The 24,216-nt window shown below is 54.9% G+C and carries 22 protein-coding genes; 16 read left to right on the top strand and 6 right to left on the bottom strand.

Going from position 1 to position 24,216, the window contains the following annotated elements:
• Position 1 precedes the first annotated feature (1 nt).
• From rbsD to budA, 4 genes are all read right to left on the bottom strand, one after another.
• A complete protein-coding gene (rbsD, locus tag EPE01S_RS08095; protein WP_062744122.1) occupies positions 2–421 on the bottom strand; it encodes a D-ribose pyranase in 420 nt (139 codons plus the stop codon).
• A gap of 178 nt (positions 422–599) precedes the next feature.
• Positions 600–1,373 carry a (S)-acetoin forming diacetyl reductase gene (locus EPE01S_RS08090; RefSeq protein WP_062744121.1) on the bottom strand — a complete coding sequence of 258 codons (774 nt, stop codon included), beginning with the start codon at positions 1,371–1,373 and terminating at the stop codon, positions 600–602.
• A gap of 32 nt (positions 1,374–1,405) precedes the next feature.
• Positions 1,406–3,085, bottom strand: a complete 1,680-nt coding sequence (gene alsS, locus EPE01S_RS08085; protein WP_062744120.1) for an acetolactate synthase AlsS — start codon at positions 3,083–3,085, stop codon at positions 1,406–1,408.
• A gap of 19 nt (positions 3,086–3,104) precedes the next feature.
• Positions 3,105–3,887: an acetolactate decarboxylase gene (gene budA / locus EPE01S_RS08080; protein ID WP_062744119.1), complete on the bottom strand. Its 783-nt coding sequence runs from the start codon at positions 3,885–3,887 to the stop codon at positions 3,105–3,107.
• Between the two features lie 104 nt (positions 3,888–3,991).
• On the opposite strand from budA, the gene EPE01S_RS08075 reads away from it, so the two are divergent.
• Complete coding sequence (locus EPE01S_RS08075) at positions 3,992–4,873, top strand: LysR family transcriptional regulator (protein WP_062744118.1); 882 nt, start codon at positions 3,992–3,994, stop codon at positions 4,871–4,873.
• On the opposite strand, the gene EPE01S_RS08070 is transcribed toward EPE01S_RS08075, so the two are convergent.
• A complete protein-coding gene (locus EPE01S_RS08070) occupies positions 4,870–5,271 on the bottom strand; it encodes a YgiW/YdeI family stress tolerance OB fold protein (RefSeq protein ID WP_084344174.1) in 402 nt (133 codons plus the stop codon). The genes EPE01S_RS08075 and EPE01S_RS08070 overlap by 4 nt on opposite strands.
• Before the next feature lie 213 nt (positions 5,272–5,484).
• Here EPE01S_RS08070 and qseB point away from each other — a divergent pair, with 213 nt between their 5' ends.
• Complete coding sequence (gene qseB, locus EPE01S_RS08065; protein ID WP_062744117.1) at positions 5,485–6,147, top strand: quorum sensing response regulator transcription factor QseB; 663 nt, start codon at positions 5,485–5,487, stop codon at positions 6,145–6,147.
• On the top strand, positions 6,144–7,487 hold the full coding sequence (qseC, locus tag EPE01S_RS08060; RefSeq protein WP_062744116.1) for a quorum sensing histidine kinase QseC: 1,344 nt from the start codon (positions 6,144–6,146) through the stop codon (positions 7,485–7,487). Before qseB ends, qseC begins: the two co-directional genes overlap by 4 nt.
• Positions 7,488–7,607: 120 nt before the next feature.
• Here the strand turns inward: qseC and kup are convergent, their stop codons facing one another.
• A complete protein-coding gene (kup, locus tag EPE01S_RS08055) occupies positions 7,608–9,476 on the bottom strand; it encodes a low affinity potassium transporter Kup (protein WP_062744115.1) in 1,869 nt (622 codons plus the stop codon).
• Positions 9,477–9,735: 259 nt separating this feature from the next.
• On the opposite strand from kup, the gene ravA reads away from it, so the two are divergent.
• From ravA to atpA, 13 genes are all read left to right on the top strand, one after another.
• Positions 9,736–11,229 (top strand): ATPase RavA, encoded by a 1,494-nt coding sequence (gene ravA, locus EPE01S_RS08050; RefSeq protein WP_062744141.1) that lies wholly within the window; start codon positions 9,736–9,738, stop codon positions 11,227–11,229.
• The gene (gene viaA, locus EPE01S_RS08045) at positions 11,226–12,686 is read left to right on the top strand and encodes an ATPase RavA stimulator ViaA (protein ID WP_062744114.1); all 1,461 of its coding nucleotides are present in this window, start codon (positions 11,226–11,228) and stop codon (positions 12,684–12,686) included. The genes ravA and viaA overlap by 4 nt, the downstream gene beginning before the upstream one ends.
• Before the next feature lie 62 nt (positions 12,687–12,748).
• Positions 12,749–14,908, top strand: a complete 2,160-nt coding sequence (gene ovoA, locus EPE01S_RS08040) for a 5-histidylcysteine sulfoxide synthase (RefSeq protein ID WP_062744113.1) — start codon at positions 12,749–12,751, stop codon at positions 14,906–14,908.
• 123 nt (positions 14,909–15,031) lie between these two features.
• Positions 15,032–15,493: a transcriptional regulator AsnC gene (gene asnC, locus EPE01S_RS08035; RefSeq protein WP_062744112.1), complete on the top strand. Its 462-nt coding sequence runs from the start codon at positions 15,032–15,034 to the stop codon at positions 15,491–15,493.
• 258 nt (positions 15,494–15,751) lie between these two features.
• Positions 15,752–16,192 (top strand): FMN-binding protein MioC, encoded by a 441-nt coding sequence (gene mioC / locus EPE01S_RS08030; RefSeq protein WP_062744111.1) that lies wholly within the window; start codon positions 15,752–15,754, stop codon positions 16,190–16,192.
• Positions 16,193–16,658: 466 nt separating this feature from the next.
• The gene (mnmG, locus tag EPE01S_RS08025) at positions 16,659–18,548 is read left to right on the top strand and encodes a tRNA uridine-5-carboxymethylaminomethyl(34) synthesis enzyme MnmG (RefSeq protein WP_062744110.1); all 1,890 of its coding nucleotides are present in this window, start codon (positions 16,659–16,661) and stop codon (positions 18,546–18,548) included.
• A gap of 44 nt (positions 18,549–18,592) precedes the next feature.
• Positions 18,593–19,213, top strand: a complete 621-nt coding sequence (rsmG, locus tag EPE01S_RS08020) for a 16S rRNA (guanine(527)-N(7))-methyltransferase RsmG (RefSeq protein ID WP_062744109.1) — start codon at positions 18,593–18,595, stop codon at positions 19,211–19,213.
• Between the two features lie 824 nt (positions 19,214–20,037).
• The gene (gene atpI / locus EPE01S_RS08015; RefSeq protein WP_062744108.1) at positions 20,038–20,418 is read left to right on the top strand and encodes a F0F1 ATP synthase subunit I; all 381 of its coding nucleotides are present in this window, start codon (positions 20,038–20,040) and stop codon (positions 20,416–20,418) included.
• Positions 20,419–20,426: 8 nt separating this feature from the next.
• The gene (gene atpB / locus EPE01S_RS08010; protein ID WP_062744107.1) at positions 20,427–21,242 is read left to right on the top strand and encodes a F0F1 ATP synthase subunit A; all 816 of its coding nucleotides are present in this window, start codon (positions 20,427–20,429) and stop codon (positions 21,240–21,242) included.
• Positions 21,243–21,291: 49 nt separating this feature from the next.
• Positions 21,292–21,531, top strand: a complete 240-nt coding sequence (gene atpE / locus EPE01S_RS08005) for a F0F1 ATP synthase subunit C (RefSeq protein WP_003849523.1) — start codon at positions 21,292–21,294, stop codon at positions 21,529–21,531.
• Positions 21,532–21,633: 102 nt separating this feature from the next.
• Positions 21,634–22,104 (top strand): F0F1 ATP synthase subunit B, encoded by a 471-nt coding sequence (atpF, locus tag EPE01S_RS08000; RefSeq protein WP_062744106.1) that lies wholly within the window; start codon positions 21,634–21,636, stop codon positions 22,102–22,104.
• An 11-nt stretch (positions 22,105–22,115) separates the two neighbouring features.
• Positions 22,116–22,649 (top strand): F0F1 ATP synthase subunit delta, encoded by a 534-nt coding sequence (gene atpH, locus EPE01S_RS07995; RefSeq protein ID WP_062744105.1) that lies wholly within the window; start codon positions 22,116–22,118, stop codon positions 22,647–22,649.
• Positions 22,650–22,663: 14 nt separating this feature from the next.
• The gene (gene atpA, locus EPE01S_RS07990) at positions 22,664–24,205 is read left to right on the top strand and encodes a F0F1 ATP synthase subunit alpha (RefSeq protein ID WP_062744104.1); all 1,542 of its coding nucleotides are present in this window, start codon (positions 22,664–22,666) and stop codon (positions 24,203–24,205) included.
• Positions 24,206–24,216: the final 11 nt, after the last annotated feature.

Genomic DNA, 24,216 nt, shown 5'->3' with positions numbered 1-24,216 from the left:
CTCAGAAGGTCACGCCAGCGATCAGGATGACATTCGCATACGGGGAACACTCCCCGCTGCGAATGACTGCCTGACTGCGCTGTGTTTGTTGTTTGAACTGTTCGTGACTGACATAACAGATACTGATGGTATTACCCTGGTGTTGTTGCAGTAAGTCGAGCAGGGCGATCAGCTCACTATGAAGCTGCGGATTGTGCTGCTTAATCTCTTCCGCAATGATGGCACTCTCAACCTGCATCTCATGGGTGACCGCATGGACGACCTGTAAAAACGTCGGTATACCCTGCATTACGGCCAGATCAATCCGCTGCGGACCTTGTGGGATCGGCAGACCGGCATCGCCAATCACGATACTGTCGGTATGACCAAGACGTGAAATCACGGACGAGATAGCAGAATTTAGTAAGGTGCCTTTTTTCATTATTCACTCCAGAGCGAAACGTTTCGCTGACAGGGAGTGTAAGAAATGCACAGGGGAAAACAATCATCGAATGTTGAAATTGTGATCGCCATCGAAACGTTTCGCTGACGCAGAGGAGGGATTTGTTTTAAGGCTGAAAATGGCCCTCTACTGTTACCGGTAAAGGGCCAAAACAGGACTAATTAAAGACCATGCCGCCATCAATAAGCAGTGACTGGCCGGTCATATAGTCCGAGTCCGGCCCGGCAAGGAAGGCCACACAGGCGGCAACATCTTCCGGTTCAGACAGACGGCCCAGCGTGATGTTTTTGGCAAACTCCGCCGTACCATAGCCGGCGGGTTTGCCTGCCGCTGCAGAGAACTGGCGGTCGATCTCGTCCCACATCGGGGTTTTTACTATGCCAGGGCAGTAGCCATTGACGGTTATCCCCAGCGATGCAAGATCCCGTGCCGCGGTTTGCGTCAGGCCGCGCACAGCGAATTTACTGGAGCTGTAGATCGCCAGCTCCGGGTTACCGACGTGGCCCGCCTGAGAGGAGGCATTGATGATTTTGCCGCCGTGACCTTCTGCTTTGAACGCATTCACTGCCGCCTGGATGCCCCAGATCACCCCTTTAACGTTCACGGCATAAACCTTATCGATCACCTCTTCCGTAATCTCTTCGATAAGCGTAGTAGGCGCCACGCCGGCATTGTTGACGATAACGTTAAAGCCTCCCAGGGTTTTACGTGCCTCCTCAACGGCGGCAAAGACCTCATCGCGCTTTGAAACATCCACGGCAACCGCCAGTGACTTACCGCCTGCGCTGGCAATCTCATCAGCCACCCGGCGTGCCGTGTCCGGGTTAAAATCGGCGACGGCAACGGCAAAACCCTCCTTTGCCAGACGCAGGGCAATTGCACGTCCTATCCCCTGACCCGCACCGGTCACCAGGGCTACGTTGTTTTTCATATGAACTCCTTCTCGTTTAGGATTAACACAATTTACAAAATCTGGCTGAGGTGCAGCTGTCCCATCAGCAGCGGGTTATCGGCATAATCCACCGGGATCGCTACCACCGCCGGGCCCTGCACATCCATGGCTTTCCGCAGCGTGGGCTCCAGCATTTCTGCACTTTCAACAGCGAATCCCGCCGCACCAAAGGACTCCGCATAGGCTTTAAAATCGATGGGCCCGAACTTCACCCCGGAAACGCGCTGGTATTTTTTCTCTTCCTGCATCGCCACCATGTTGTAGCACTCATCTACCCAGATGATATGCAGCAGGTTAGCGCCCAGCCGTACCGCCGTTTCCAGCTCCATGCTCGACTGCAGGAAACCGCCGTCACCGGAGACCGACACCACTTTGCGGGACGGGTCTACCAGCCAGGCACCGATTGCCCAGGGTAACGCCACCCCCATGGTTTGCTGACCGTTAGAGATCATGATCTGACGCGCACGAAAGCTGTAGAGATAACGTGCGATCCAGATATGGAAGCTGCCCATGTCAACCGTCAGCGTAACGTCACTGTTAATGATGTCCTGCATGGCACGGACGATACGTAACGGATGCAGGGCAAACTGATTAAGCTGATGGCCACGCAGCGCCAGCAGTTCGCGCTGCTGCTGACGATCCTGCAGGATGGCTGCCGCCTGTGGGCTGAGGGTTAAAGGTCCACCGATGCGTGCCGTCAGTTTGTCGAGCGTGGCAGCAATATCGCCGACCAGCTCGGCATCCGGCTGGTAGCAGTTGTCAGTATCCGCCGGCAGCACGTCGATATGAACCAGAGTAGCCTTGCCGCTGTTCCACATGGCAGGCTCATATTCCACCGGGCTGTAGCCAATGGTGATAATCAGGTCGGCCTCACGCAGCAGCCGGTCACCGGCCTGGTTATTAAACAATCCGACGCGTCCGGCGAAGCGGGAAAAGTGTTCCTGGCGCACCGCACCGGCAGCCTGGTAGGTACTGGTGACCGGAATATGGCTGCGCTCCAGCAGCCGGTGCAGCGCATCACTGTTAGCGGGCTGGCTGGCCATCAAACCCAGCAAGAGCACCGGATTTTTCGCCTGTGCGATTTGCTTTGCCACCGCTTCGATGGCCACATCAGGCGCCGCCCCCAGCAGCAGCTGGCCGTTGGCATTCAGCAGGTGACCCCGCGCGGGCTCATTGACAATATCCTGGGGCAGGCTGACAAAAGCCCCGCCGGGGCGTCCCTGTTCAGCGCTGCGGAACGCATTGGACAACACTTCGGCGATGGCATCGGACGATCCCACCTCAACGGCGTATTTGCTGACCGGACGGAACATCGCCACGGTGTCCATGCTCTGGTGAACCTGTTTCGCACTGTCGGCGCGTTTAACCGCCCCACCCAGTGCCACCAGCGGATCCCCCTCGGTGGTCGCGGTTGCCATCCCGGTGATCAGGTTGGAGCAGCCCGGCCCGGAAGTCACCAGCGCCACCCCGGCTTTGCCGGTGAGTCGACCGACTGCCGCCGCCATAAAGGCGGCATTGGCCTCGTGCCGCACCGGTATCGTCTGAATAGAGGTATCCAGCAGCGAATCAAACACCTTATCAATTTTGGCGCCGGGGATGCCAAAGACATGTTTTACCCCCTGAGCTTCTAATTGTGCCACCACCAGGTCGGCACCGTGTGCCCACTGCTGAACGTCGGTTACATTTTTCATCTGTCTGCTCTTCCTTATTTCAGCTTTCTACGGAACGAATGGCGGAATCCAGATTGTCCGGGCTGAGATCGGCCCGCAGGAAATCGCTGTCTTCGGGCAGGTCAATCACCAGCTTACTGATCTCACCAAAGGTGAGCGTGCCGTGATCGAGCTGATAATCCAGCAGATGCCCGCCCCCCTGGCGATCGTCAGTAATAAAGTGTTCGTGATAACCGGCCACATTGATGCCCTGCATGTACTGCGGGGTGCGAAAACCAATCAGCACGCCGTTGCGCTGCTCGAAGTGAAAGGTTGGTTGCTGGCCCAGGACTTCCGGCATCGATTTGTACGGGCGGTGCTGGCAGGGAACGGTACGGGTTTCCGCACGACTGAAGAGACCATCAATGCGCAGAGCACAGAACTGGTTGTCGGAACGCACCTGCTGGTCGATCACCCGATGCACCTCAGCCCGGTCGGCCGGACCGGTGAAATGGTGCCGGTACTGAGGATGAAAGAACGTCATTACCGCAAACGGCGATTTCTGATCGGGACTGGCCGCACGCGCGCTGCCATCCGAGCGCAGCTGGTACACTTCACGGTTAAAAGCGATCATCTCGCCGTCCAGTTGATTAAATGTTCCCAGGCCGAAATCGCCTTTCTTCAACAGGTCGGCCACGGTAGTGGTGCCGTCGTAAACACCGCTGAGTAACGCGCTCATTAAAGAGGTCTGATAGATTACGCTTTCTGGCCTTTCTCTCTGCATCTCTTTGACCGTACTGGTCAGCTGTTCCGTACATGAACAATCAGTTACAGAATGTGTCATTACCCTCTTCCCCGCTAAACTGTTAAGAAGTATTGAATCAATGTTGACTCGATTCAGTCCGGGATTCCAATATAGAACACCCCCCACTTTGAGACGTTTTCGATATGGAACTGCGGTATCTACGTTATTTCGTTGCGGTCGCTGAGACGAAGCACTTCACAAAGGCGGCGGAAAGACTCGGCATCTCACAGCCGCCGCTGAGTCAGCAAATTAAAAAACTGGAAGAGGAGATTGGTACGCCGTTGCTGAAAAGGCTGACGCGCGGGGTGGAGCTGACAGATGCGGGAGAGGCCTTTTATCAGGATGCGTGTCAGATACTGGCATTAACCGGCCATGCGCTTGAGAAAGCCAAAGGGATAGCGCGTGGTATCAGCGGACAGCTGTCGATTGGTTTCGCCAGTTCCAATGCTTTTCATCCGCAGATATTCCGGCTGCTGCGCCGTTTTCAGCATCGTTTTCCGGCCATCACTTTGTTGCCGCAGGAAGAGAGTATGGCAACGCTGATGCACAATCTGGAGGAGGGTTTACTGGATGCGGCCTTTGTCCGTCTGCCCTGTGAAAGCAGTAAGGCATTCAATCTGAAGGTGATAGCGACAGAGAAGATGGCGGTGGTGCTGCCAGCCGGGCATCCGCTGGGCACTATGCCCTGCCTGCCGCTGTCGCAGCTGCGGGAGGAACCGCTGATCCTCTTTCCGCGAGAGGTCGCCCCCAGCCTGTACGAAGTGATTATCAGCGCCTGCCTGCGCGCCGGGTTCCAGCCGGATGGCGTCCAGCAGTCTCCGCAGATTTCATCGGGCATCAGCATGGTCGCTGCCGGGTTTGGCATTACCATCGTGCCCGATTCCCTGCGCTGTATCAGCCTGCCCGGCGTCAGCTTTCATCAGATTGAAGATGCTGCGCTGGGCAGTGATATCGCCCTGGCCTGGCGGCGCTGGGATCGCTCCCCCGCCGTTCATCACCTGGTATCGATGCTGGCGGATGATTAACCGCCGATTTTACGCACCTGCTTAACGTCGAGTTCCAGCGAGTTGAAGTCTTTATCCAGCTTGCCCTGCAGCTCAACGTTATCTTTCGGTCCAATGCTCTGACCATCCCAGCGCTTATCGTCGATCTCAACGGTCATGGTGCCGGTCGCATCGCGGAACTGATAGTTTTCATCACCCACGCGTTTTTCAATGTGACCGCGCATTGTCACCCAGGCATCGTCACTCATATCCTGAGCCTGTTTTACCGTTGCTACCGTGCCGTTCGGGCCGCTGAAGCCACCTTTCTGTACCTGGGCTGTCGGCGCATTGGGGTCAACGAAACCGCCGGTCTGTGTGGCCAGTACGGGCATTGACATCAGGGCTGTAATCGCCAGTAACGCAGCTGTCTTCTTCATCATGTTCAATTTTCCTTATGGCAGTGGGCCGTTCGTTCTGCCCGTGAATGTCTGTCGGTAAGTATTACAGCAAAAGGTTCTTAACAGGATCTTAAGACTTCCGGCATCACCACTTTATTGTTTAAAACTGACGAAAAGTCAGGAATATCGCCGATCCTTTCTGTACAAGCCGCATCATGATTCCGTATAACTCGGTGAACTACGAGGGATAAGCCAATGCGAATTTTATTAATTGAAGATGACCGCCTGATTGGCGACGGTATTAAAGCCGGGTTAAGCAAACTGGGCTTTAGCATTGACTGGTTTACCCAGGGTAAAGAAGGGCTGCGGGCGCTGAGTGCCGCCCCCTACGATGCGGTGGTACTGGATCTCAGCCTGCCGGAGATCGACGGGCTGGATATTTTGCGGCAGTGGCGACAGCAGGGTCAGGATGAGCCGGTGCTGATCCTGACGGCGCGCGATGCCCTGGAACAACGTATTAACGGGTTACAGATGGGAGCGGATGACTACCTGTGCAAACCCTTTGCCCTCAGCGAAGTGGCCGCTCGCTTACAGGCGCTGATCCGCCGTCGTCACGGCCAGCTACAGCCGACGCTGAAACACGGGGGCGTGATCATGGAACCTGGCTCACATACCGTGACGCTGAACGGCGAACCGCTGGTATTGAAAGCGCGTGAAATCGCGCTACTGGAATTGTTTCTGCTGAATGCCGGGCGTGTCCTGACCCGCTCCCAGCTGGAAGAGAAACTCTATGGCTGGGATGATGAAGTGTCCAGTAATGCCGTAGAAGTTCACATTCATCACCTGCGTAAAAAACTGGGCAGCGAGTTTATCCGTACCATTCACGGCGTGGGATACACCCTGGGAGCAGCGCCATGATCCAGCGCAGCCTGCGTGTGCGCCTGATGCTGGGATTTTTACTGCTCAGTCTGCTGTGCTGGGGGGCGGCGGCCGTGGGTTCCTGGTGGCAGACGCGTAACAATATCAACGAACTGTTTGATACCCAGCAGATGCTGTTCGCGAAACGCCTTCTGCGCCTGACGCCTGAACAGTTCAGCCCGCAGCTGCCACTGCCCAAAAGCAAAAAAATGCTGCGTCACCACCACGGCGACCAGGATGATGATGTGCTGGCCTTTGCCGTCTTTACCCGCGAGGGAAAAATGGTGCTCAATGATGGCGATAAGGGTAAGGATTTTATCTTTAATTATCAGCGTGATGGATTCTCTGACGGGCGACTGAAAGATGACGATGACCGCTGGCGTATGGTCTGGTTACACACGCTGGATAACCGGTATGTGGTGGTGGTCGGCCAGGAGTGGGAGTATCGCGATGATATGACCCGCGACCTGGTCAAAACCAATCTGAGGCCGTGGCTGGCGGCTCTGCCCGTGATGCTGCTGCTGATGCTGTGGCTGGTCACGCACGAACTCTCCCCGCTGAAACACATTGCCTACCAGCTTCGGCAGCGCGCCCCGGATGATATCTCCCCCCTCACCGCCCGCCGCGTCCCTCAGGAAGTGCGTCCCCTGCTAACGGAGCTCAATCAACTGTTTGGCCGTATCGGCGATCTGCTGCTGCGCGAACGCCGCTTTACCTCGGATGCGGCCCATGAGCTGCGCAGCCCGCTGGCCGCGTTGAAAGTGCAGACTGAAGTCGCACAGCTAGCCCATGATGATGCGGTCGTGCGTCACCATGCCCTGTCCAGCCTCGATGCAGGGATCGACCGTGCCACCCGGCTGGTGGATCAGCTGCTGACACTGTCGCGCCTGGATGTCGGCGAGGATCTGGAAAAACAGAGCGTGCAGTGGCAGCAGATCGTCCGGCAGGCAGTGGTCGATCAGTATGCTGCCGCGCAGGCGGCTGGCGTGGAGCTGGCCCTGGATGCCCCCGATACGCCCATCGTTCAGCAGGGTAACCCGCTGCTACTGACGCTGCTGGTACGCAATCTGCTCGATAACGCCATTCGCTACAGCCCGCCGGGCAGTGAAGTCTGGCTGAAACTCGAACCGGGCCGTTTACAGGTGCTGGACAGCGGCCCCGGCGTGACGCCTGAAGCGCTGGCACGCATTGGCGAACGCTTTTACCGTCCTCCCGGTCAGCAGCAGTCTGGTAGTGGTTTAGGTCTGTCGATCGTTCATCATATTGCGCACCTGCACGGCATGAAGGTGACCATGAATAATCGGGCCGAAGGCGGGTTTGCGGTGACCGTCAAACTGTAGGGTCGGACCTTCTGTTTCGGTCCGGCTTTTTCAGCAGGATGCCGGGCGGCATCGTACGGAGATAACGTCCGCCGCGACAAACGAAGTGAATGTCGGGGGGCTGCCGCCCCCCGTTGCGGATTAAATCTCGACCTGGGTGCCCAGCTCAATGACGCGGTTAGGCGGGATTTTGAACTGGTCAGGTGCGCGCAGGGCGTTACGCTGCAGCGCAAGGAACAGCTTGCCGCGCAGGCGTAGATACCACGGACGTTTACCGATAATCAGTGATTCATGCGACATAAAGAACGAGGTTTCCATCATCCGGCAGCTTAAGCCTTCCAGCCCGCAGCGGTGGAATATCTCCTCGACGTTAGGCGTTTCACGCCAGCCATAGCTTGCCACCACGCGCCAGAAGGTCGGCGAAAGCTGCTCGATGGTCACGCGCTTCACATTGTGCACATAAGGCGCATCTTCAGTGCGCAGCGTCAGCAGCACCACCCGTTCATGCAGCACTTTGTTGTGCTTCAGATTATGCAGCATGGCAAACGGGATCACATTCAGCGCGCGGGACATGTACACGGCGGTACCCGGCACGCGCACCGGCGGGGATTTCTCCAGGGAAGCGATCATCGCCTCCAGGGAGTTACCGTGCTCATGCATCCGGCGCAGCAGACGGAAACGCTCGCTTTTCCAGGTGGTCATCACCACAAACATCACCAGCGCCAGCGACAGTGGCAGCCAGCCTCCGGCAAACACCTTCACCAGGTTGGCAGAGAACAGGGACACGTCGATACACAGCATGCCGATCAGCAGTGTGATGACCAGATAGCGATTCCAGTGCCAGTTTTTAATCGCCACCACGCTGCACAGGATCGCGGTCAGCACCATGGTTCCGGTCACGGCAATGCCGTAAGCGGCGGCCAGATTGCTGGAGTGTTCAAAGCCGACAATGACAATCACCACCGAGACAAACAGCAGCCAGTTAATTACCGGGATGTAGATCTGGCCTGACTCCTCTTCTGAGGTGTAAACAATACGCATGGGCGGCAGATAGCCCAGGCGCACGGCCTGACGTGTCAGGGAAAAGACGCCGGAAATGACCGCCTGAGACGCAATGACTGTCGCCAGCGTAGCCAGAATTAGCATCGGGATCAGCGCCCAGTCAGGTGCCAGCAGGAAGAAGGGGTTTTTTATGGCTTCAGGATTTTTCAGCAGCAGGGCACCCTGACCAAAATAGTTCAGCACCAGCGACGGCAGCACCACAATAAACCAGGCCAGGCGAATGGGGTATTTGCCAAAGTGCCCCATGTCCGCATACAGCGCCTCGACCCCGGTGATCGCCAGCACCACCGCGCCCAGCGCAAAGAAGGAAACCATTTTATATTCAATGAAGAAATGCACTGCCCAGTAAGGGTTCATCGCGTGCAGCACTTCAGGATTGCTGATGATGCCACGGGCACCCAGTACGGCCAGCACAATAAACCACAGCAGCATGACGGGCGCAAACAGCTTCCCCACCAGCCCTGTGCCGTGTTTCTGGATCACAAACAGCAGCGTCAGTACGCCAATCGCCAGCGGCACGATGAACCGATCGAGCGACGGCGCGGCAATCTCCAGACCTTCAATCGCCGACAGTACCGAAACCGCCGGGGTGATCACCACCTCACCGTAAAAGAAGCTGCCGCCAATCAGTCCCATAATCACCAGCACCGCCGTAGAACGCGCGCCGGTATGACGTCCCGCCAGCGACATCAGCGTCAGGATCCCGCCTTCCCCGGCATTGTCGGCGCGCATGACGTAACTGATATATTTCAGCGATACGGTAAGCAAAAGCAGCCAGAAAATTAGCGAGAGGAAGCCAAATACTGCATCACGCTCAACGCCAAAACCAAACTGCCCGGAAAGACACTCGCGCAGGGTATACAGCGGGCTGGTACCAATATCACCATACACGACACCAATGGCTGCCAGTGTAACGGCGCCCAGGGACTGCTTCTTTTCTGAACTCATAGACTTGTCTTTTGTTGCGGTAGACTGACGCGGGATTGCGCACGGCTCAATGGCCCGTCAAAACGCGCACAGTATGCATGATTAAGCATGAATGCCTATCCTTAATTGCCGGTTATATGACAACATCAATGGTCAGTGTCACCCTTTGATAATAAAAAAGCTGACTGCAATCAACTCTTTCAAGCATCATAGCCAGTAGTGTTTGCGCTCGCCAGACAGCAATCTGGCCTGACCGTAGAAAAAGGATGAATGTTTGATTATGGCCCACTCTCAATTACTGGCGGAACGCATCGCCCGCCTCAGCAATGCCTTAGAGAAAGGACTTTACGAACGCCATCATGCGATTCGCCTTTGCCTGCTCGCCGCGCTGTGCGGTGAAAGTGTCTTTTTACTCGGCCCACCGGGCATTGCTAAAAGCCTGATCGCCCGTCGACTCAAGTTTGCTTTCCAGCATTCACGCGCTTTTGAATACCTGATGACGCGCTTTTCCACCCCGGAAGAAGTGTTTGGCCCCCTCTCTATTCAGGCACTGAAAGACGAAGGCCGCTACCAGCGTCTGACGAAAGGTTATTTGCCGGATGCGGAGATCGTGTTTCTCGACGAAATCTGGAAAGCCGGCCCGGCCATCCTGAACACGCTGCTGACGGCGATTAACGAGCGCCGCTTCCGTAATGGTGACAGCGAAGAAAAAATCCCGATGCGTCTGCTGGTCACTGCCTCCAATGAGCTGCCGGAAGCCGACAGTGGGCTGGAAGCCCTGTATGACCGTATGCTGATCCGGCTGTGGCTGGACAATGTTCACGAGAAACAGAACTTCCGCAGCCTGCTGACCCACCAGCAGGACGAGAATCAAAATCCGGTCTCTGATTCACTCTGCATCAGCGATGAAGAGTATCTTGAATGGCAGCAGGGTATCAGCAAAGTCAGCCTGCCCGATGATGTTTTTGAGCTAATTTTTCAGCTGCGTCAGAGCCTGGAAAACCAGCCAGAAGCCCCCTATATCTCGGATCGCCGCTGGAAAAAAGCCATTCATCTGCTGCAGGCCAGCGCGTTCTACAGCGGCCGTAACGCCATCGCGCCCATCGACCTGATCCTGCTGAAAGACTGTCTGTGGCATGATGTCGGATCAATGAAACTGCTGGATCGTGAGCTGGATAATCTGATCACCCAACAGGCCTGGCAGCAACAGCCTATGCTGTTCAGACTCCAGCAAATTAATACCCGCCGTCTGGCCCTGCAGCAGCAAAAAAGCGTCGAGCAGGCGATCCGCCTGGAGAAACATGGCGGGATGTTCAGCCGCAAACCGCATTTTGACCTGCCCGCGACGCTGGCCGCCGATGCCTTAACGCTGATGCTGCAAAAACCGCTGACCCTGCACGAGATTCAGGTCACGCATATCACCCTCGCCCGTGAGGCGCTGCACCACTGGCTGCAGAAAGGGGGGGAAGTCCGCGGGAAACTTAACGGAATTGGCTTTGCCCAGACGCTGGATCTGCACGTCGATGGCCAGGACTGTCTGACGCTACGCGATGTCAGCCTGCAGGCCACCCGCCTGATGTTGCCGGGCAAACCTCAGCAGGGGCTGCCGGAAGAGATTGTGCTGGCACTCGATGAATTAGAAACCCAGCTTCGCGCCCAGCGTACGCTGTTCAGCCAGCATCACCGCTGCCTGTTTATCAGCGATGACTGGCTGGCACGCGTGGAAGAGAGCCTGCAACAGGTGGCAGAGCAGCTGAAGCAGGCGCGGCAGTGATCTCCCTTGATACGCTGAGTATGTTTCTGGCGGTCAGCGAAAATGAGCTGATCGAAGAACTGGTGATCGGGCTGCTGGCCTCCCCCCAGCTGGTAGCCTTTTTTGAAAAGTTCCCTAAACTCAAAAACGCGCTCACCCGCGACCTTCCCCACTGGAAAGCAGAAATCCTGCAACAGATAAAATCCACTGCGGTGCCAGAGAATTTAGCCGCTGAGTTCAGCCGCTTCCAGCAGTGTCAGACGCTGAGTCCGCCTGATTTCAGCGCGCAGATGCCCGCTCTTCTGGCCTGGCTCGAACAGCAGCGCTCGCCATTTGCCGAAAAGGCGCAAACCCTGATCGACAGTTATGAAGACCCGTCGCTCACCAGCGCCCGGCAGACACTGTTTTTACAGCGCTGGCGGCTGAGCCTGACGCTGCAAACGCTGACGCTTAACCAACAGTTACTCGATCGGGAACGCGACAGGCTGCTGGCTGAACTGCAACAGCGACTGGCGATGAGCGGCCAGCTTGCGCCGGTGCTGACCGGTGATGATGATGCCGCCGCAGGCCGGCTGTGGGATCTGACCCGCAGTTCGCTCCAGCGCAGTGACTATCAGTTGATCGTGCAGTATGGCGATTTTCTCGCCAGCCAGCCGGAGCTGCTTAAGCTGGCAGAACAGCTGGGTCGCAGCCGGGAAGCGAAGGCGGTGCGGTCAGAAGAAGCGCCGCCGGAGGTCTTCCACCAGCTGGTACGTGAACCGGAAAGCGTACCGGAAGAGGTCAACGGCCTGCATCAGAGTGACGATATTCTGCGCCTGCTGCCGCCGGAGCTGGCGACGCTCGGCATCAGCGAGCTGGAGATGGAATTTTACCGACGTCTGGTGGAAAAGCGCCTGCTGACCTACCGTCTGCAGGGCGAAAGCTGGCATGACAAAGTCACGCTGCGTCCGGTGACTCACCAGCATCACGATGAACAGCCGCGTGGTCCGTTTATTATCTGCGTTGATACCTCCGGCTCAATGGGCGGCTTTAACGAGCGCTGCGCCAAGGCGTTCTGCCTCGCGCTGCTGAAAGTTGCGCTGGCAGACAACCGACGCTGCTACATCATGCTGTTCGCTCACGAGGTCATTGGCTATGAGCTGACGGGAGAGGACGGTATCAGTCAGGCGATTCGTTTTCTCAGCCAGCGTTTTCGCGGCGGCACCGATCTGGCCGCCTGCCTCGATGCGGTACTGCAAAAACTTTCCGGCCCGCTGTGGCAGGATGCAGATGCGGTTATCCTCTCTGACTTTATCGCCCAGCGCCTGCCCGACACGCTGGTGAAACGCGTACGCGATCACCAGAGTCAGCAGCTTCAGCGCTTCCATGCCATTGCCATGTCCGATCATGGAAAACCCGGCATCATGCGTATCTTCGACCATATCTGGCGTTTCGATACCGGGCTGAAAAGCCGCCTGCTTCGCCGCTGGAAACGTTAACCCCGTCTTTCGCCTCGTCCCGTAAAGCTTCTTTGCTATAGTGATGTATACGCTTTAGCCAGATGGCAAGATGGGAGCACCACGTGACTTTGCAACAACACCAGACAGGATTACCAGCGCCAACCTGCACGCCGCTGTTAAGCGGCAACGATCCAGAACAAAAACGTCAGGAGCTGCTCAACTACTTCCACCAGACGTGGGAGCTCTATGAAAGCCTGTTCGACTGCCTGGCAGATGAACAGGCCTGGACGACCAAGGCGATATCGCTGCGCCACCCGTTGATCTTTTATTACGGTCATACCGCCACCTTCTATATCAATAAGCTGATGGCAGGCCGTCTTATTGACAGCCGTATCGACGACAGTATTGAAGCCATGATGGCGATTGGCGTTGACGAGATGAGCTGGGATGACCTTGATAACAGCCATTACGCCTGGCCATCAGTGGCTGAACTCCGCGACTACCGTGGCAAAGTGCGTACTCGCATTGAACAGTTTATTCGTGAAATGCCCCTGACGCTGCCCATTGGCTGGGACAGCCCGGCCTGGGTAGTGCTGATGGGGATTGAGCATGAGCGCATCCATCTGGAAACCTCCAGCGTACTGATCCGCCAGCTGCCGCTGGCATGGGTAAAATCTCAGCCTCACTGGCCGGTGTGCCCGGATGCCCGACGCGATCGTCAGACAGTGCCGCACAACAGCCTGATCCCGGTGGCTGGCGGACAGGTTGTCCTGGGTAAAACCGATGACACTTACGGCTGGGATAATGAGTATGGCAGCCGTATCAGTCATGTTAACGCCTTTGAGGCCAGCAAAATGCTGGTCAGCAATGCAGAGTACTATGCGTTTGTGGCGGCAGGAGGCTATCAGACGCCGCACTGGTGGGATGATGAAGGCTGGAACTGGCGTGAATTCGCTCAGGCCAGCCAGCCCACCTTCTGGGTCGGCAGTGCTGCACAGCCTGAGGCGCTTAAGTTAAGGCTGCTGGCTGAAGAAGTGCCAATGCCCTGGGACTGGCCTGCTGAAGTCAACCAGCTGGAAGCGGCCGCATTCTGCCGCTGGAAGGCAGAAGTCACCGGCCAGTCAGTCCAGCTGCCGGCAGAGAGCGAATGGATGCTGCTGCGGGAACAGGTGGACGGCGATCAGCCCGACTGGAAAGACGCGCCGGGCAATATCAACCTTTCCCGCTGGGCCTCCTCCTGCCCGGTTGATCGGTTTGCTCAGGGAGACTTTTACGATCTGATTGGCAACGTCTGGCAGTGGACCACCACACCGATTAACGGCTTTGAAGGCTTCCGCGTTCATCCCTTATACGACGACTTTTCGACGCCGACGTTCGACGGCAAACACGCGCAGATTAAAGGAGGAAGCTGGATTTCAACCGGCAACGAAGCCCTGAAATCAGCACGCTATGCGTTCCGCCGTCACTTTTTCCAGCATGCCGGTTTCCGCTACGTGGTATCAACCCATCAGGAAAGCATGGTCAGCAACCCGTACGAAACCGACAGTATGGTGTCGCAGTATCTCGACTTCCAGTACGGGCCGGAATACTTCGGCGTTGCCAACTATGCGAAGGCGCTGGTGGACATCGCCTGTGACGTCACCAGCCGTCGCGAGCGGGCGCTGGATATTGGCTGTGCCACCGGTCGGGCGAGTTTTGAACTGGCACGTCATTTCGACCAGGTGGTGGGCATGGACTACTCGGCACGCTTTATCGATGTGGCGCTACAGCTGACCAGTGGCGAAGACTTCCGCTATGTCACCCAGGAAGAGGGCGAGCTGGTGGAGTACCGCCAGGTACGGCTGAAAGATATTGGTCTTGGCACTGAACAGGCCAGCCGCATTCAGTTCCTGCAGGGTGATGCCTGTAACCTGAAACCCCAGGCGCAGCCTTACGACCTGGTGCTGGCTTCCAACCTGATTGACCGTCTGCGCCAGCCACAGCGTTTCCTGCAGGACATTACGCGGATGATCCGTACAGGCGGCGTGCTGGTCCTCTCCTCGCCGTATACCTGGCTGGAAGAGTTCACGCCGAAGGAGAACTGGCTGGGCGGTATTCGTGAAAATGGCGAGGCACTCTCGACATATCAGGCCCTGCAGCGACTGCTGGCCGCAGATTTCGAAGAGATCGCACCGGCGCAGGACGTGCCGTTTGTCATTCGTGAAACCGCGCGAAAATATCAGCATACCGTCGCTCAACTGACGCTGTGGCGTAAACGCTAACCCTGCCTCACAGCGGGCGCCATCCGGTGCCCGCTGTCATATTCTCACTCCGATTGCCATTACGTTCACGATCCCGCACATTATCATGCTGTTCATTGTGAAAATTTCATTTAGAGAGCCACCATGCCTGACAATATGCAGCCCGACAGTCTCGACCGGGGGATCCTGAACGCGCTGATGGAAAATGCCCGAACCGCCTATGCAGAGCTGGCCAAGCAGTTTAACGTTAGCCCGGGGACCATTCACGTCCGCGTCGAGAAGATGAAACAGGCAGGGATCATCAAAGGCACGCGCGTGGAGATCGACCCTAAACAGCTGGGCTATGATGTCTGCTGCTTTATCGGCATCATCCTGAAAAGCGCCAGAGACTACCCCGCTGCCGTAGCGAAGCTGGAGCAGCTGGAAGAAGTGGTGGAAGCCTGGTACACCACCGGTCACTACAGCATCTTTATTAAAGTGATGTGCCGTTCGATCGATGCCCTGCAGCTGGTGTTGATCAATAAGATCCAGACCATCGACGAAATCCAGTCAACCGAAACGCTTATCTCCCTGCAGAACCCGATTATGCGCACGATCAAACCGTGATCGGTGCATAAGGTTATCCACAGCAGAATGTGTTCTCTTTTTCCTCATGACGTATATCGCCGCAGTCAGTGTGGAGACGGCCAGCGCACAAGAATCTGAGCATACATGCGTACGTGAGGATTTTGAGCACTGCCCGGCTCGAAAATGGTCAGTCAGATCGCCCGCCATCATTCATCGTAAATCCCCTACTTTTCCACAGGTAGATCCCAGGCAGATCACAGAGTACAATGCTGCCCTTAATGACTCAGGGATCCCATCATGGCCGACATTACCTTAATCAGTGGCAGTACCTTAGGCAGCTCAGAATATGTAGCCGATCATCTGGCTGAGAAGCTGGAAGAGGCGGGGCATACCACGGAAACCCTGCACGGGCCTGAGCTGGAAGAACTGAAGACGGAAGGCATATGGATTGTGGTCTGTTCAACGCACGGTGCAGGTGAACTGCCGGACAACATTCAGCCGTTGTTTGATGCCATAAAGGAACAGCAGCCCGATCTGAGCCATCTTCGCTTTGGCGCGGTGGGTCTGGGTAACCGGGAATACGATTTATTCTGTGGTGCCATTGAACAGTTTGACCAGTTGCTGACCTCTCTGGGCGCACAGCGTATTGGTGATCGCCTGGATATTGATGTACTGCAACATGAGATTCCGGAAGATCCTGCAGGTGTGTGGGTAGAAAGCTGGGAAAAAAGGATCTAATCCCACCGGGGATCGGACAGCGATCGTCGGTACGATCAACAAAAAGAGGCTTTTCCGATCCTGAGTTTTGTAAATATTGCTCTTTTTTGCCTGGTTTTACCGCAGTCGACTGTGGATAACATGACTCAATACCCGGTAATAACCGGTGTTTATCCCAATAACAACTTTGCTTCTTGCCGGTACCTGTGGATAACATGCCATTTAGATCCCAGCTTATACGGCGCAGGATCACCGATCATTCACAGCTAATGATCCTCTCTAATCAGTTGATCCTTATCAGCAAAAAAGGCTTATCCACAGAGATCGTCGATCCTAATAGAAGATCTAATAAAGAGATCTCTAAATAAAAAAGATCTTCTTTTTAATACACGAAGATCCCGGCGCTTTCGCCATCGTCTAAAGTTGAGTAGAATCCACGCCCTCAGCAACACTCCCTTAATTCGCACAAACCGCGAGGTGCAGTACCATGTTTTATCCAGATCCTTTTGACGTCATCGTAATCGGTGGTGGTCATGCGGGAACGGAAGCCGCGATGGCCGCTGCCCGTATGGGTCAACAAACCCTGTTATTAACCCATAACATCGACACGCTGGGACAAATGTCCTGCAATCCGGCGATCGGCGGCATCGGGAAAGGACATCTGGTAAAAGAAGTGGATGCACTGGGTGGGCTGATGGCCCATGCCATTGACCAGGCCGGTATTCAGTTTAGGATACTAAACGCCAGCAAAGGACCTGCGGTACGGGCGACCCGAGCTCAGGCCGATCGCGTGTTGTACCGACAGGCTGTGCGTACCGCACTGGAGAATCAGCCTAACCTGATGATCTTCCAGCAGGCGGTCGAGGATCTTATTGTCGAAAACGATCGTGTCGTGGGTGCTGTTACCCAGATGGGTCTGAAGTTCCGTGCCAAAGCCGTCGTGCTGACGGTTGGTACCTTCCTCGATGGTAAAATCCATATCGGAATGGATAACTACAGTGGTGGCCGTGCGGGTGATCCGCCGTCGATCTCGTTATCACAGCGTCTGCGTGAGCTGCCTCTGCGTGTCGGACGTCTGAAGACCGGTACACCGCCACGCATTGATGCCCGTACCATTGATTTCAGCGTACTGGCTCCGCAGCATGGCGATACGCCAATGCCCGTATTCTCGTTTATGGGCAATGTCAGTCAGCACCCTCAGCAGGTGCCGTGCTACATCACCTACACCAACGAGAAAACCCATGATGTGATCCGCAATAACCTCGATCGCAGCCCGATGTATGCCGGTGTGATCGAAGGCATTGGCCCACGTTACTGCCCGTCGATCGAAGACAAAGTGATGCGCTTTGCCGATCGTAACGCGCATCAGATCTTCCTGGAGCCGGAAGGCCTGACCAGCAACGAAATCTATCCTAACGGCATTTCTACCAGCCTGCCGTTTGATGTTCAGATGCAGATCGTCCGCTCAATGCAGGGAATGGAAAACGCCAAAATTGTGCGCCCGGGCTATGCCATTGAGTATGATTTCTTCGATCCCCGCGATCTGAAGCCCACACTGGAAAGCAAATTTATTGAGGGTCTGTTCTTTGCCGGACAGATCAACGGCACCACCGGCTACGAGGAAGCGGCTGCTCAGGGCCTGCTGGCGGGCCTGAACGCCGGTCGTCTGTCTGCAGACAAAGAAACCTGGGCACCGCGTCGTGACCAGGCCTATCTCGGCGTGCTGGTTGATGACCTCTGCACCCTTGGTACTAAAGAGCCCTACCGTATGTTCACCTCACGTGCTGAATATCGTCTGATGCTGCGTGAGGATAATGCCGATCTTCGTCTGACCGCGGCAGGCCGTGAGCTCGGTCTGGTGGACGATGCCCGCTGGGCACGCTTTAACGAGAAGCTGGAAAGCATTGAGCTGGAACGTCAGCGCCTGCGCGATATCTGGGTGCATCCAAAGTCAGAGTGTGTGGCAGAGGTCAATACGCTGCTGAGTGCGGGACTGACGAAAGAGGCCAGCGGTGAAGACCTGCTGCGCCGTCCGGAGATGACCTATCAGAACCTGATGACACTCAGCAGCTTTGGTCCGGCGCTGGCCGATCCGCAGGCCGCTGAGCAGGTTGAGATTCAGGTGAAATACGAAGGGTATATTGTCCGGCAGCAGGAAGAGATTGACCGCCAGCTGCGTAATGAAAATACCCTGCTGCCGGTGGATCTCGATTATCGTCAGGTGAGTGGCCTTTCTAACGAAGTGATCGCTAAACTTAACGATCATAAACCGGGATCGATTGGTCAGGCATCACGGATTTCCGGTATTACACCAGCCGCTATCTCGATTTTACTTATTTATCTAAAAAAACAGGGCCTGCTGCGCAAAAGCGCCTGACCTGAAATACGGGTCGGGCCTGCCCGACCCTACGGGACCTCTTTGTGATTAATAAACTCTCCGCCCTGCTGAAAAGCGCGCAAATATCGCTGTCCGATCAGCAGAAAGAACAGCTGGTCGGGTACGTTTCTATGCTGCATAAATGGAACAAAGCCTACAACCTGACATCAGTGCGTGACCCTGAGCAGATGCTTATTCGCCATATTCTTGACAGTATCGTGGTGGAACCTCATCTGTCAGGCGATCGGTTTATTGATGTCGGCACTGGGCCGGGTCTGCCCGGCATCCCGCTGGCCATTGTCCGCCCTCAGGCGCACTTTACGCTGCTGGACAGCCTGGGGAAGCGTGTCCGCTTCCTGAAGCAGGTACAGCATGAGTTGAAGCTGAGTAACATTGAGCCGGTACAGAGCCGGGTAGAGGACTTTCCCGCCGAGCCTCCCTTTGATGGTGTCATCAGTCGGGCTTTTGCCTCGCTGACGGATATGGTCAACTGGTGCCACCATTTACCGGGCAGTCAGGGCCGTTTTTATGCGTTAAAAGGGGTGATGCCAGCAGAGGAAATTGCCGCCTTACCTGACGGTTATCGGGTGGAAAATGTCACTCAGCTGCGCGTTCCACAGCTGGAAGGTGAGCGTCATCTGGTGGTCATTGCCCCTTCCCGTTGATTCAGGCTGGCAAAATAAAGGCCCGTCAGCGTGTTTTATCGTCGCTGGCGGTTTTTTTGCCGGAAAAGCCTCTTTTGCGCTGTCACTGCATCTGGATTAAGGAGGGTAGTTAACCTCTGAAACTATATGGTTTTCTGCGTTAAAGCCGCCTGATATCCATGCGAGTATTCTTAATGTGCGTGCCTGCCGATCTTTTTTGTGAAAATTTGCCTGGACGGAGCTGTTACCATCAGGTTAAATCATTCGTCAGTCATTATCTGACAATCTCTGTTACATTTAACGTTAATTTCACATTTGGTTATCACTTGAGTCATATTTTCTGCAATATTTTAGGGTGCAAATAGTCACACATGAAAATATCTCCTCCTAATAAATTGGCGCAAGTCATGGCCTTGTCGATGTTAAATATTTGCTACAGATGTCAATAATACCTTTTAATCATTAAAAGTGCCTTTTTCCACAAATTACGCGGCTATCTTGATGAATTTATGGAGTTTTTAAATCGGTTATTACTCAAATTCATCCAGATGTTTGTTTAATTGTTCTCCGTTACATTGCTAATTTGTGATCTTCCGCACGCTTTGCGAGCAAGGAATGTCGCGCATTGCCGTAAAAAGTCGATAAGCTTCCTTTGTCATTGGTTTTGGAAAATAGGTTTCCGGAAAGAAATTTAAATAATTGTTCACCTTTTCTCTACTTATCGATTGAAATCACAGGTGCGCACCGTATAATTTGCACGGTTTTTGCTGCTTGACTCAAAAGAGCAAAGGCAGTTTTATACGACACGCGACATACCCCTATCGGGGCAGGAGAGTTTCAGCGTCATGTCAGTGTCCCTTTACAGAGTGAAATTTGCCCGAACCATCCTGTTGTTACAGTTGGTGACCTTCGTCGTAATCGGTGCGCTGTTTGCCCTTAAAGATCTGACGTGGGGCGTGTCCGCCCTTGCGGGTGGACTGGCAGCCTGGCTGCCAAACGTGTTGTTTATGATTTTTGCCTGGCGTCACCAGGCGGGGCACGAAGTGACGGGGCGGCTTGCCTGGACTTTTGCGTTAGGTGAAGCGCTAAAAGTTCTCGTTACGATTCTCGTGATTATTGTGGCGCTGGGAGTGTTTAAGGCGGCGTTTACGCCGCTGGGACTGGCCTGGTTATCGGTGCTGATTGTGCAAATCGTCGCACCGGCTGTAATTAACAACAAAGGGTAAGAGGCATCATGGCTGCAGGAGAAATCTCTACGCCGCAAGAATACATAGGTCATCATCTGAAAAACCTTCAGCTTGACCTGCGTACCTTCGAGCTAGTGAATCCGCACGACGCTCCGTCGTTCTGGGTATTAAATATCGACTCCATGTTTTTCTCTGTGGTGCTGGGACTGGTGTTCCTGGTGCTGTTTCGCAAAGTGGCGAAATCAGCGACCAGTGGCGTACCAGGTAAATTACAGGCCGCTGTTGAGTTAGTTGTTGGTTTCGTTGACGACAACGTGCGCGACATGTACCACGGTAAAAGCAAACTTATCGCTCCGCTGGCCCTGACGATTTTTGTCTGGGTGTTCCTGATGAACTTCATGGACTTGCTGCCTATCGATTTGCTGCCGTATATCGGTGAGCATTATCTGGGTCTGCCAGCGTTGCGTGTGGTGCCTTCTGCTGACGTGAACGTCACGTTGTCGATGGCCCTTGGCGTATTTATTTTGATTCTGTTCTACAGCATCAAGATGAAAGGCATTGGCGGCTTTACGAAAGAGCTGACTTTGCAACCCTTCAACCACCCTGTGTTTATTCCGATCAACCTGATTCTGGAAGGTGTGAGCCTGCTGTCCAAACCGGTATCTCTGGGTCTGCGACTGTTCGGAAACATGTATGCGGGGGAATTGATTTTTATCCTGATTGCCGGTCTGTTGCCGTGGTGGTCACAGTGGATTCTGAATGTGCCTTGGGCCATTTTCCACATCCTGATCATTTCGCTGCAGGCTTTCATTTTCATGGTCTTAACGATTGTCTATCTGTCGATGGCATCTGAAGAACATTGATTTTTTCTCAACACTACTGCGTTTTAACTGAAACAAACTGGAGACTGTCATGGAAAACCTGAATATGGATCTGCTGTACATGGCTGCCGCTGTGATGATGGGCCTGGCGGCAATCGGTGCTGCGATCGGTATCGGCATCCTCGGAGGCAAATTCCTGGAAGGCGCCGCACGCCAACCGGATCTGATTCCTCTGCTGCGCACGCAGTTCTTTGTTGTAATGGGTCTGGTGGATGCAATCCCGATGATCGCTGTTGGTCTGGGTCTGTACGTGATGTTTGCTGTCGCGTAAAACCGTTTGTTCATCGCTGTGTGTAATGTACGGCGATGAACGGCTTCTGCCGCTGTTAATGACAGCGGCAGAAAACGTTAACTTAACAAGAGGCATTGTGCTGTGAACATTAACGCAACAATCCTCGGCCAGGCTATCGCGTTCATCCTGTTTGTAGCGTTCTGCATGAAGTACGTATGGCCGCCGCTTATGGCCGCTATCGAAAAGCGCCAGAAAGAAGTTGCCGAAGGCCTTGCTTCCGCTGAACGTGCCAAGAAAGATTTGGATCTCGCGCAGGCTAATGCGACCGATCAGCTGAAGAAAGCGAAAGAAGACGCTCAGGTCATCATCGAGCAGGCGAACAAACGCCGTGCGCAGATCCTGGACGAAGCGAAAGCTGAGGCTGAGCAGGAACGTAGCAAGATCGTCACTCAGGCGCAGGCAGAAATTGATGCCGAACGCAAACGTGCACGTGAAGAGCTGCGTAAGCAGGTCGCGATGCTGGCTGTTGCCGGCGCCGAGAAAATCATTGAACGTTCCGTGGATGAAGCTGCTAACAGCGACATCGTTGATAAACTGGTCGCTGAACTGTAAGGGAGGGGCTGATGTCTGAATTTACTACCGTAGCTCGCCCCTACGCTAAAGCCGCTTTTGACTTTGCGGTTGAACACCAAAGTATTGATCGCTGGCAGCAAATGCTGGCGTTTGCGGCCGAAGTGGCTGGCAATGAACAAGTATCCGAACTTCTTTCCGGCGCTCTGGCGCCGGAAGCGTTGTCTGGAGCGTTCATCGCAATCTGTGGTGACCAACTCGACGAAGCCGGTCAGAACCTGATCAAGGTGATGGCCGAAAACAAACGTTTGCCGGCGCTTGCCGATGTTTTGGAACAGTTCATCCATCTGCGTGCCGCACATGATGCGACCGCTGAGGTTGAAGTTATCTCTTCCGCAGCATTGAGTGACGAACAGCTGACCAAAATCAGCAGCGCGATGGAGAAACGTCTGTCACGCAAAGTTAAGCTGAATTGCAAAATTGATAAGTCTGTAATGGCGGGCGTAATCATCCGAGCGGGTGATATGGTCATTGACGGCAGCGTACGCGGTCGTCTTGAACGCCTCGCAGACGTCTTGCAGTCTTAAGGGGACTGGAGCATATGCAACTGAATTCCACCGAAATCAGCGAACTGATCAAGCAGCGCATTGCTCAGTTCAATGTAGTGAGCGAAGCTCACAACGAAGGTACTATCGTTTCTGTAAGTGACGGTATCATCCGCGTCAACGGCCTGGCCGATGTGATGCAGGGTGAGATGATTGCCCTGCCGGGCAGCCGTTACGCAATCGCACTGAACCTGGAGCGTGACTCTGTAGGTGCAGTGGTGATGGGCCCATACGCTGACCTCGCCGAAGGCATGAAGGTGAAGTGTACTGGCCGTATCCTGGAAGTACCGGTTGGCCGTGGCCTGTTAGGTCGCGTGGTGAACACCCTGGGTGCACCTATCGATGGTAAAGGCGCTATCGACAACGACGGTTTCTCACCGATCGAAGTGATTGCTCCTGGCGTTATCGATCGTCAGTCAGTAGACCAGCCTGTACAGACCGGCTACAAATCTGTCGATGCAATGATTCCTATCGGCCGTGGCCAGCGTGAGCTGATCATCGGTGACCGTCAGACCGGTAAAACCGCAATGGCGATCGATGCGATCATCAACCAGCGCGACTCAGGCATCAAATGTGTATACGTCGCTATCGGCCAGAAAGCCTCTACTATCGCTAACGTGGTACGTAAGCTGGAAGAACACAACGCGCTGGCTAACACCATCGTTGTGGTAGCGACCGCATCTGAGTCTGCTGCACTGCAATACCTGGCACCGTATGCCGGTTGCGCGATGGGCGAATATTTCCGTGACCGCGGTGAAGATGCACTGATCGTATACGATGACCTGTCTAAACAGGCTGTTGCTTACCGTCAGGTTTCTCTGCTGCTGCGCCGTCCACCAGGCCGTGAAGCCTTCCCTGGCGACGTGTTCTACCTCCACTCCCGTCTGCTGGAGCGTGCTTCTCGTGTGAGCGCCGACTATGTTGAGCGTTTCACTAACGGTGAAGTGAAAGGTAAAACCGGTTCACTGACTGCACTGCCTATCATTGAAACCCAGGCGGGTGACGTTTCTGCGTTCGTTCCAACCAACGTAATCTCGATTACTGATGGTCAGATCTTCCTGGAAACCAACTTGTTTAACTCCGGTATTCGTCCGGCGGTTAACCCGGGTATCTCGGTATCTCGTGTTGGTGGTGCTGCTCAGACCAAGATCATCAAGAAACTGTCCGGTGGTATTCGTACCGCGCTGGCACAGTATCGTGAACTGGCTGCGTTCTCTCAGTTCGCATCCGATCTGGATGAAGCCACCCGCAAACAGTTAAGCCATGGTCAGAAAGTGACCGAGTTGCTGAAACAGAAACAGTATGCGCCGATGTCTGTCGCACAGCAGGGTCTGGTACTGTTTGCTGCTGAACGCGGCTTCCTGAATGACGTCGAACTGGCGAAAATCGGTAGCTTCGAAGCGGCACTGCTGGCATTTGCGGATCGCGATCACGCAGAGCTGATGGCTGATATCAACCAGTCTGGTAACTATAACGGCGAAATCGAAGAGAAGCTGAAAGGCCTCCTCGAAACGTTTAAAGCAACCCAGTCCTGGTAATGTCTGGCGGC

It is taken from the genome of Erwinia persicina NBRC 102418 (genome assembly GCF_001571305.1).
GTDB lineage: Bacteria > Pseudomonadota > Gammaproteobacteria > Enterobacterales > Enterobacteriaceae > Erwinia > Erwinia persicina.
The sequence above is the reverse complement of the archived record's forward strand: the minus strand, read 5'-3'. Positions and strand labels throughout refer to the sequence as shown.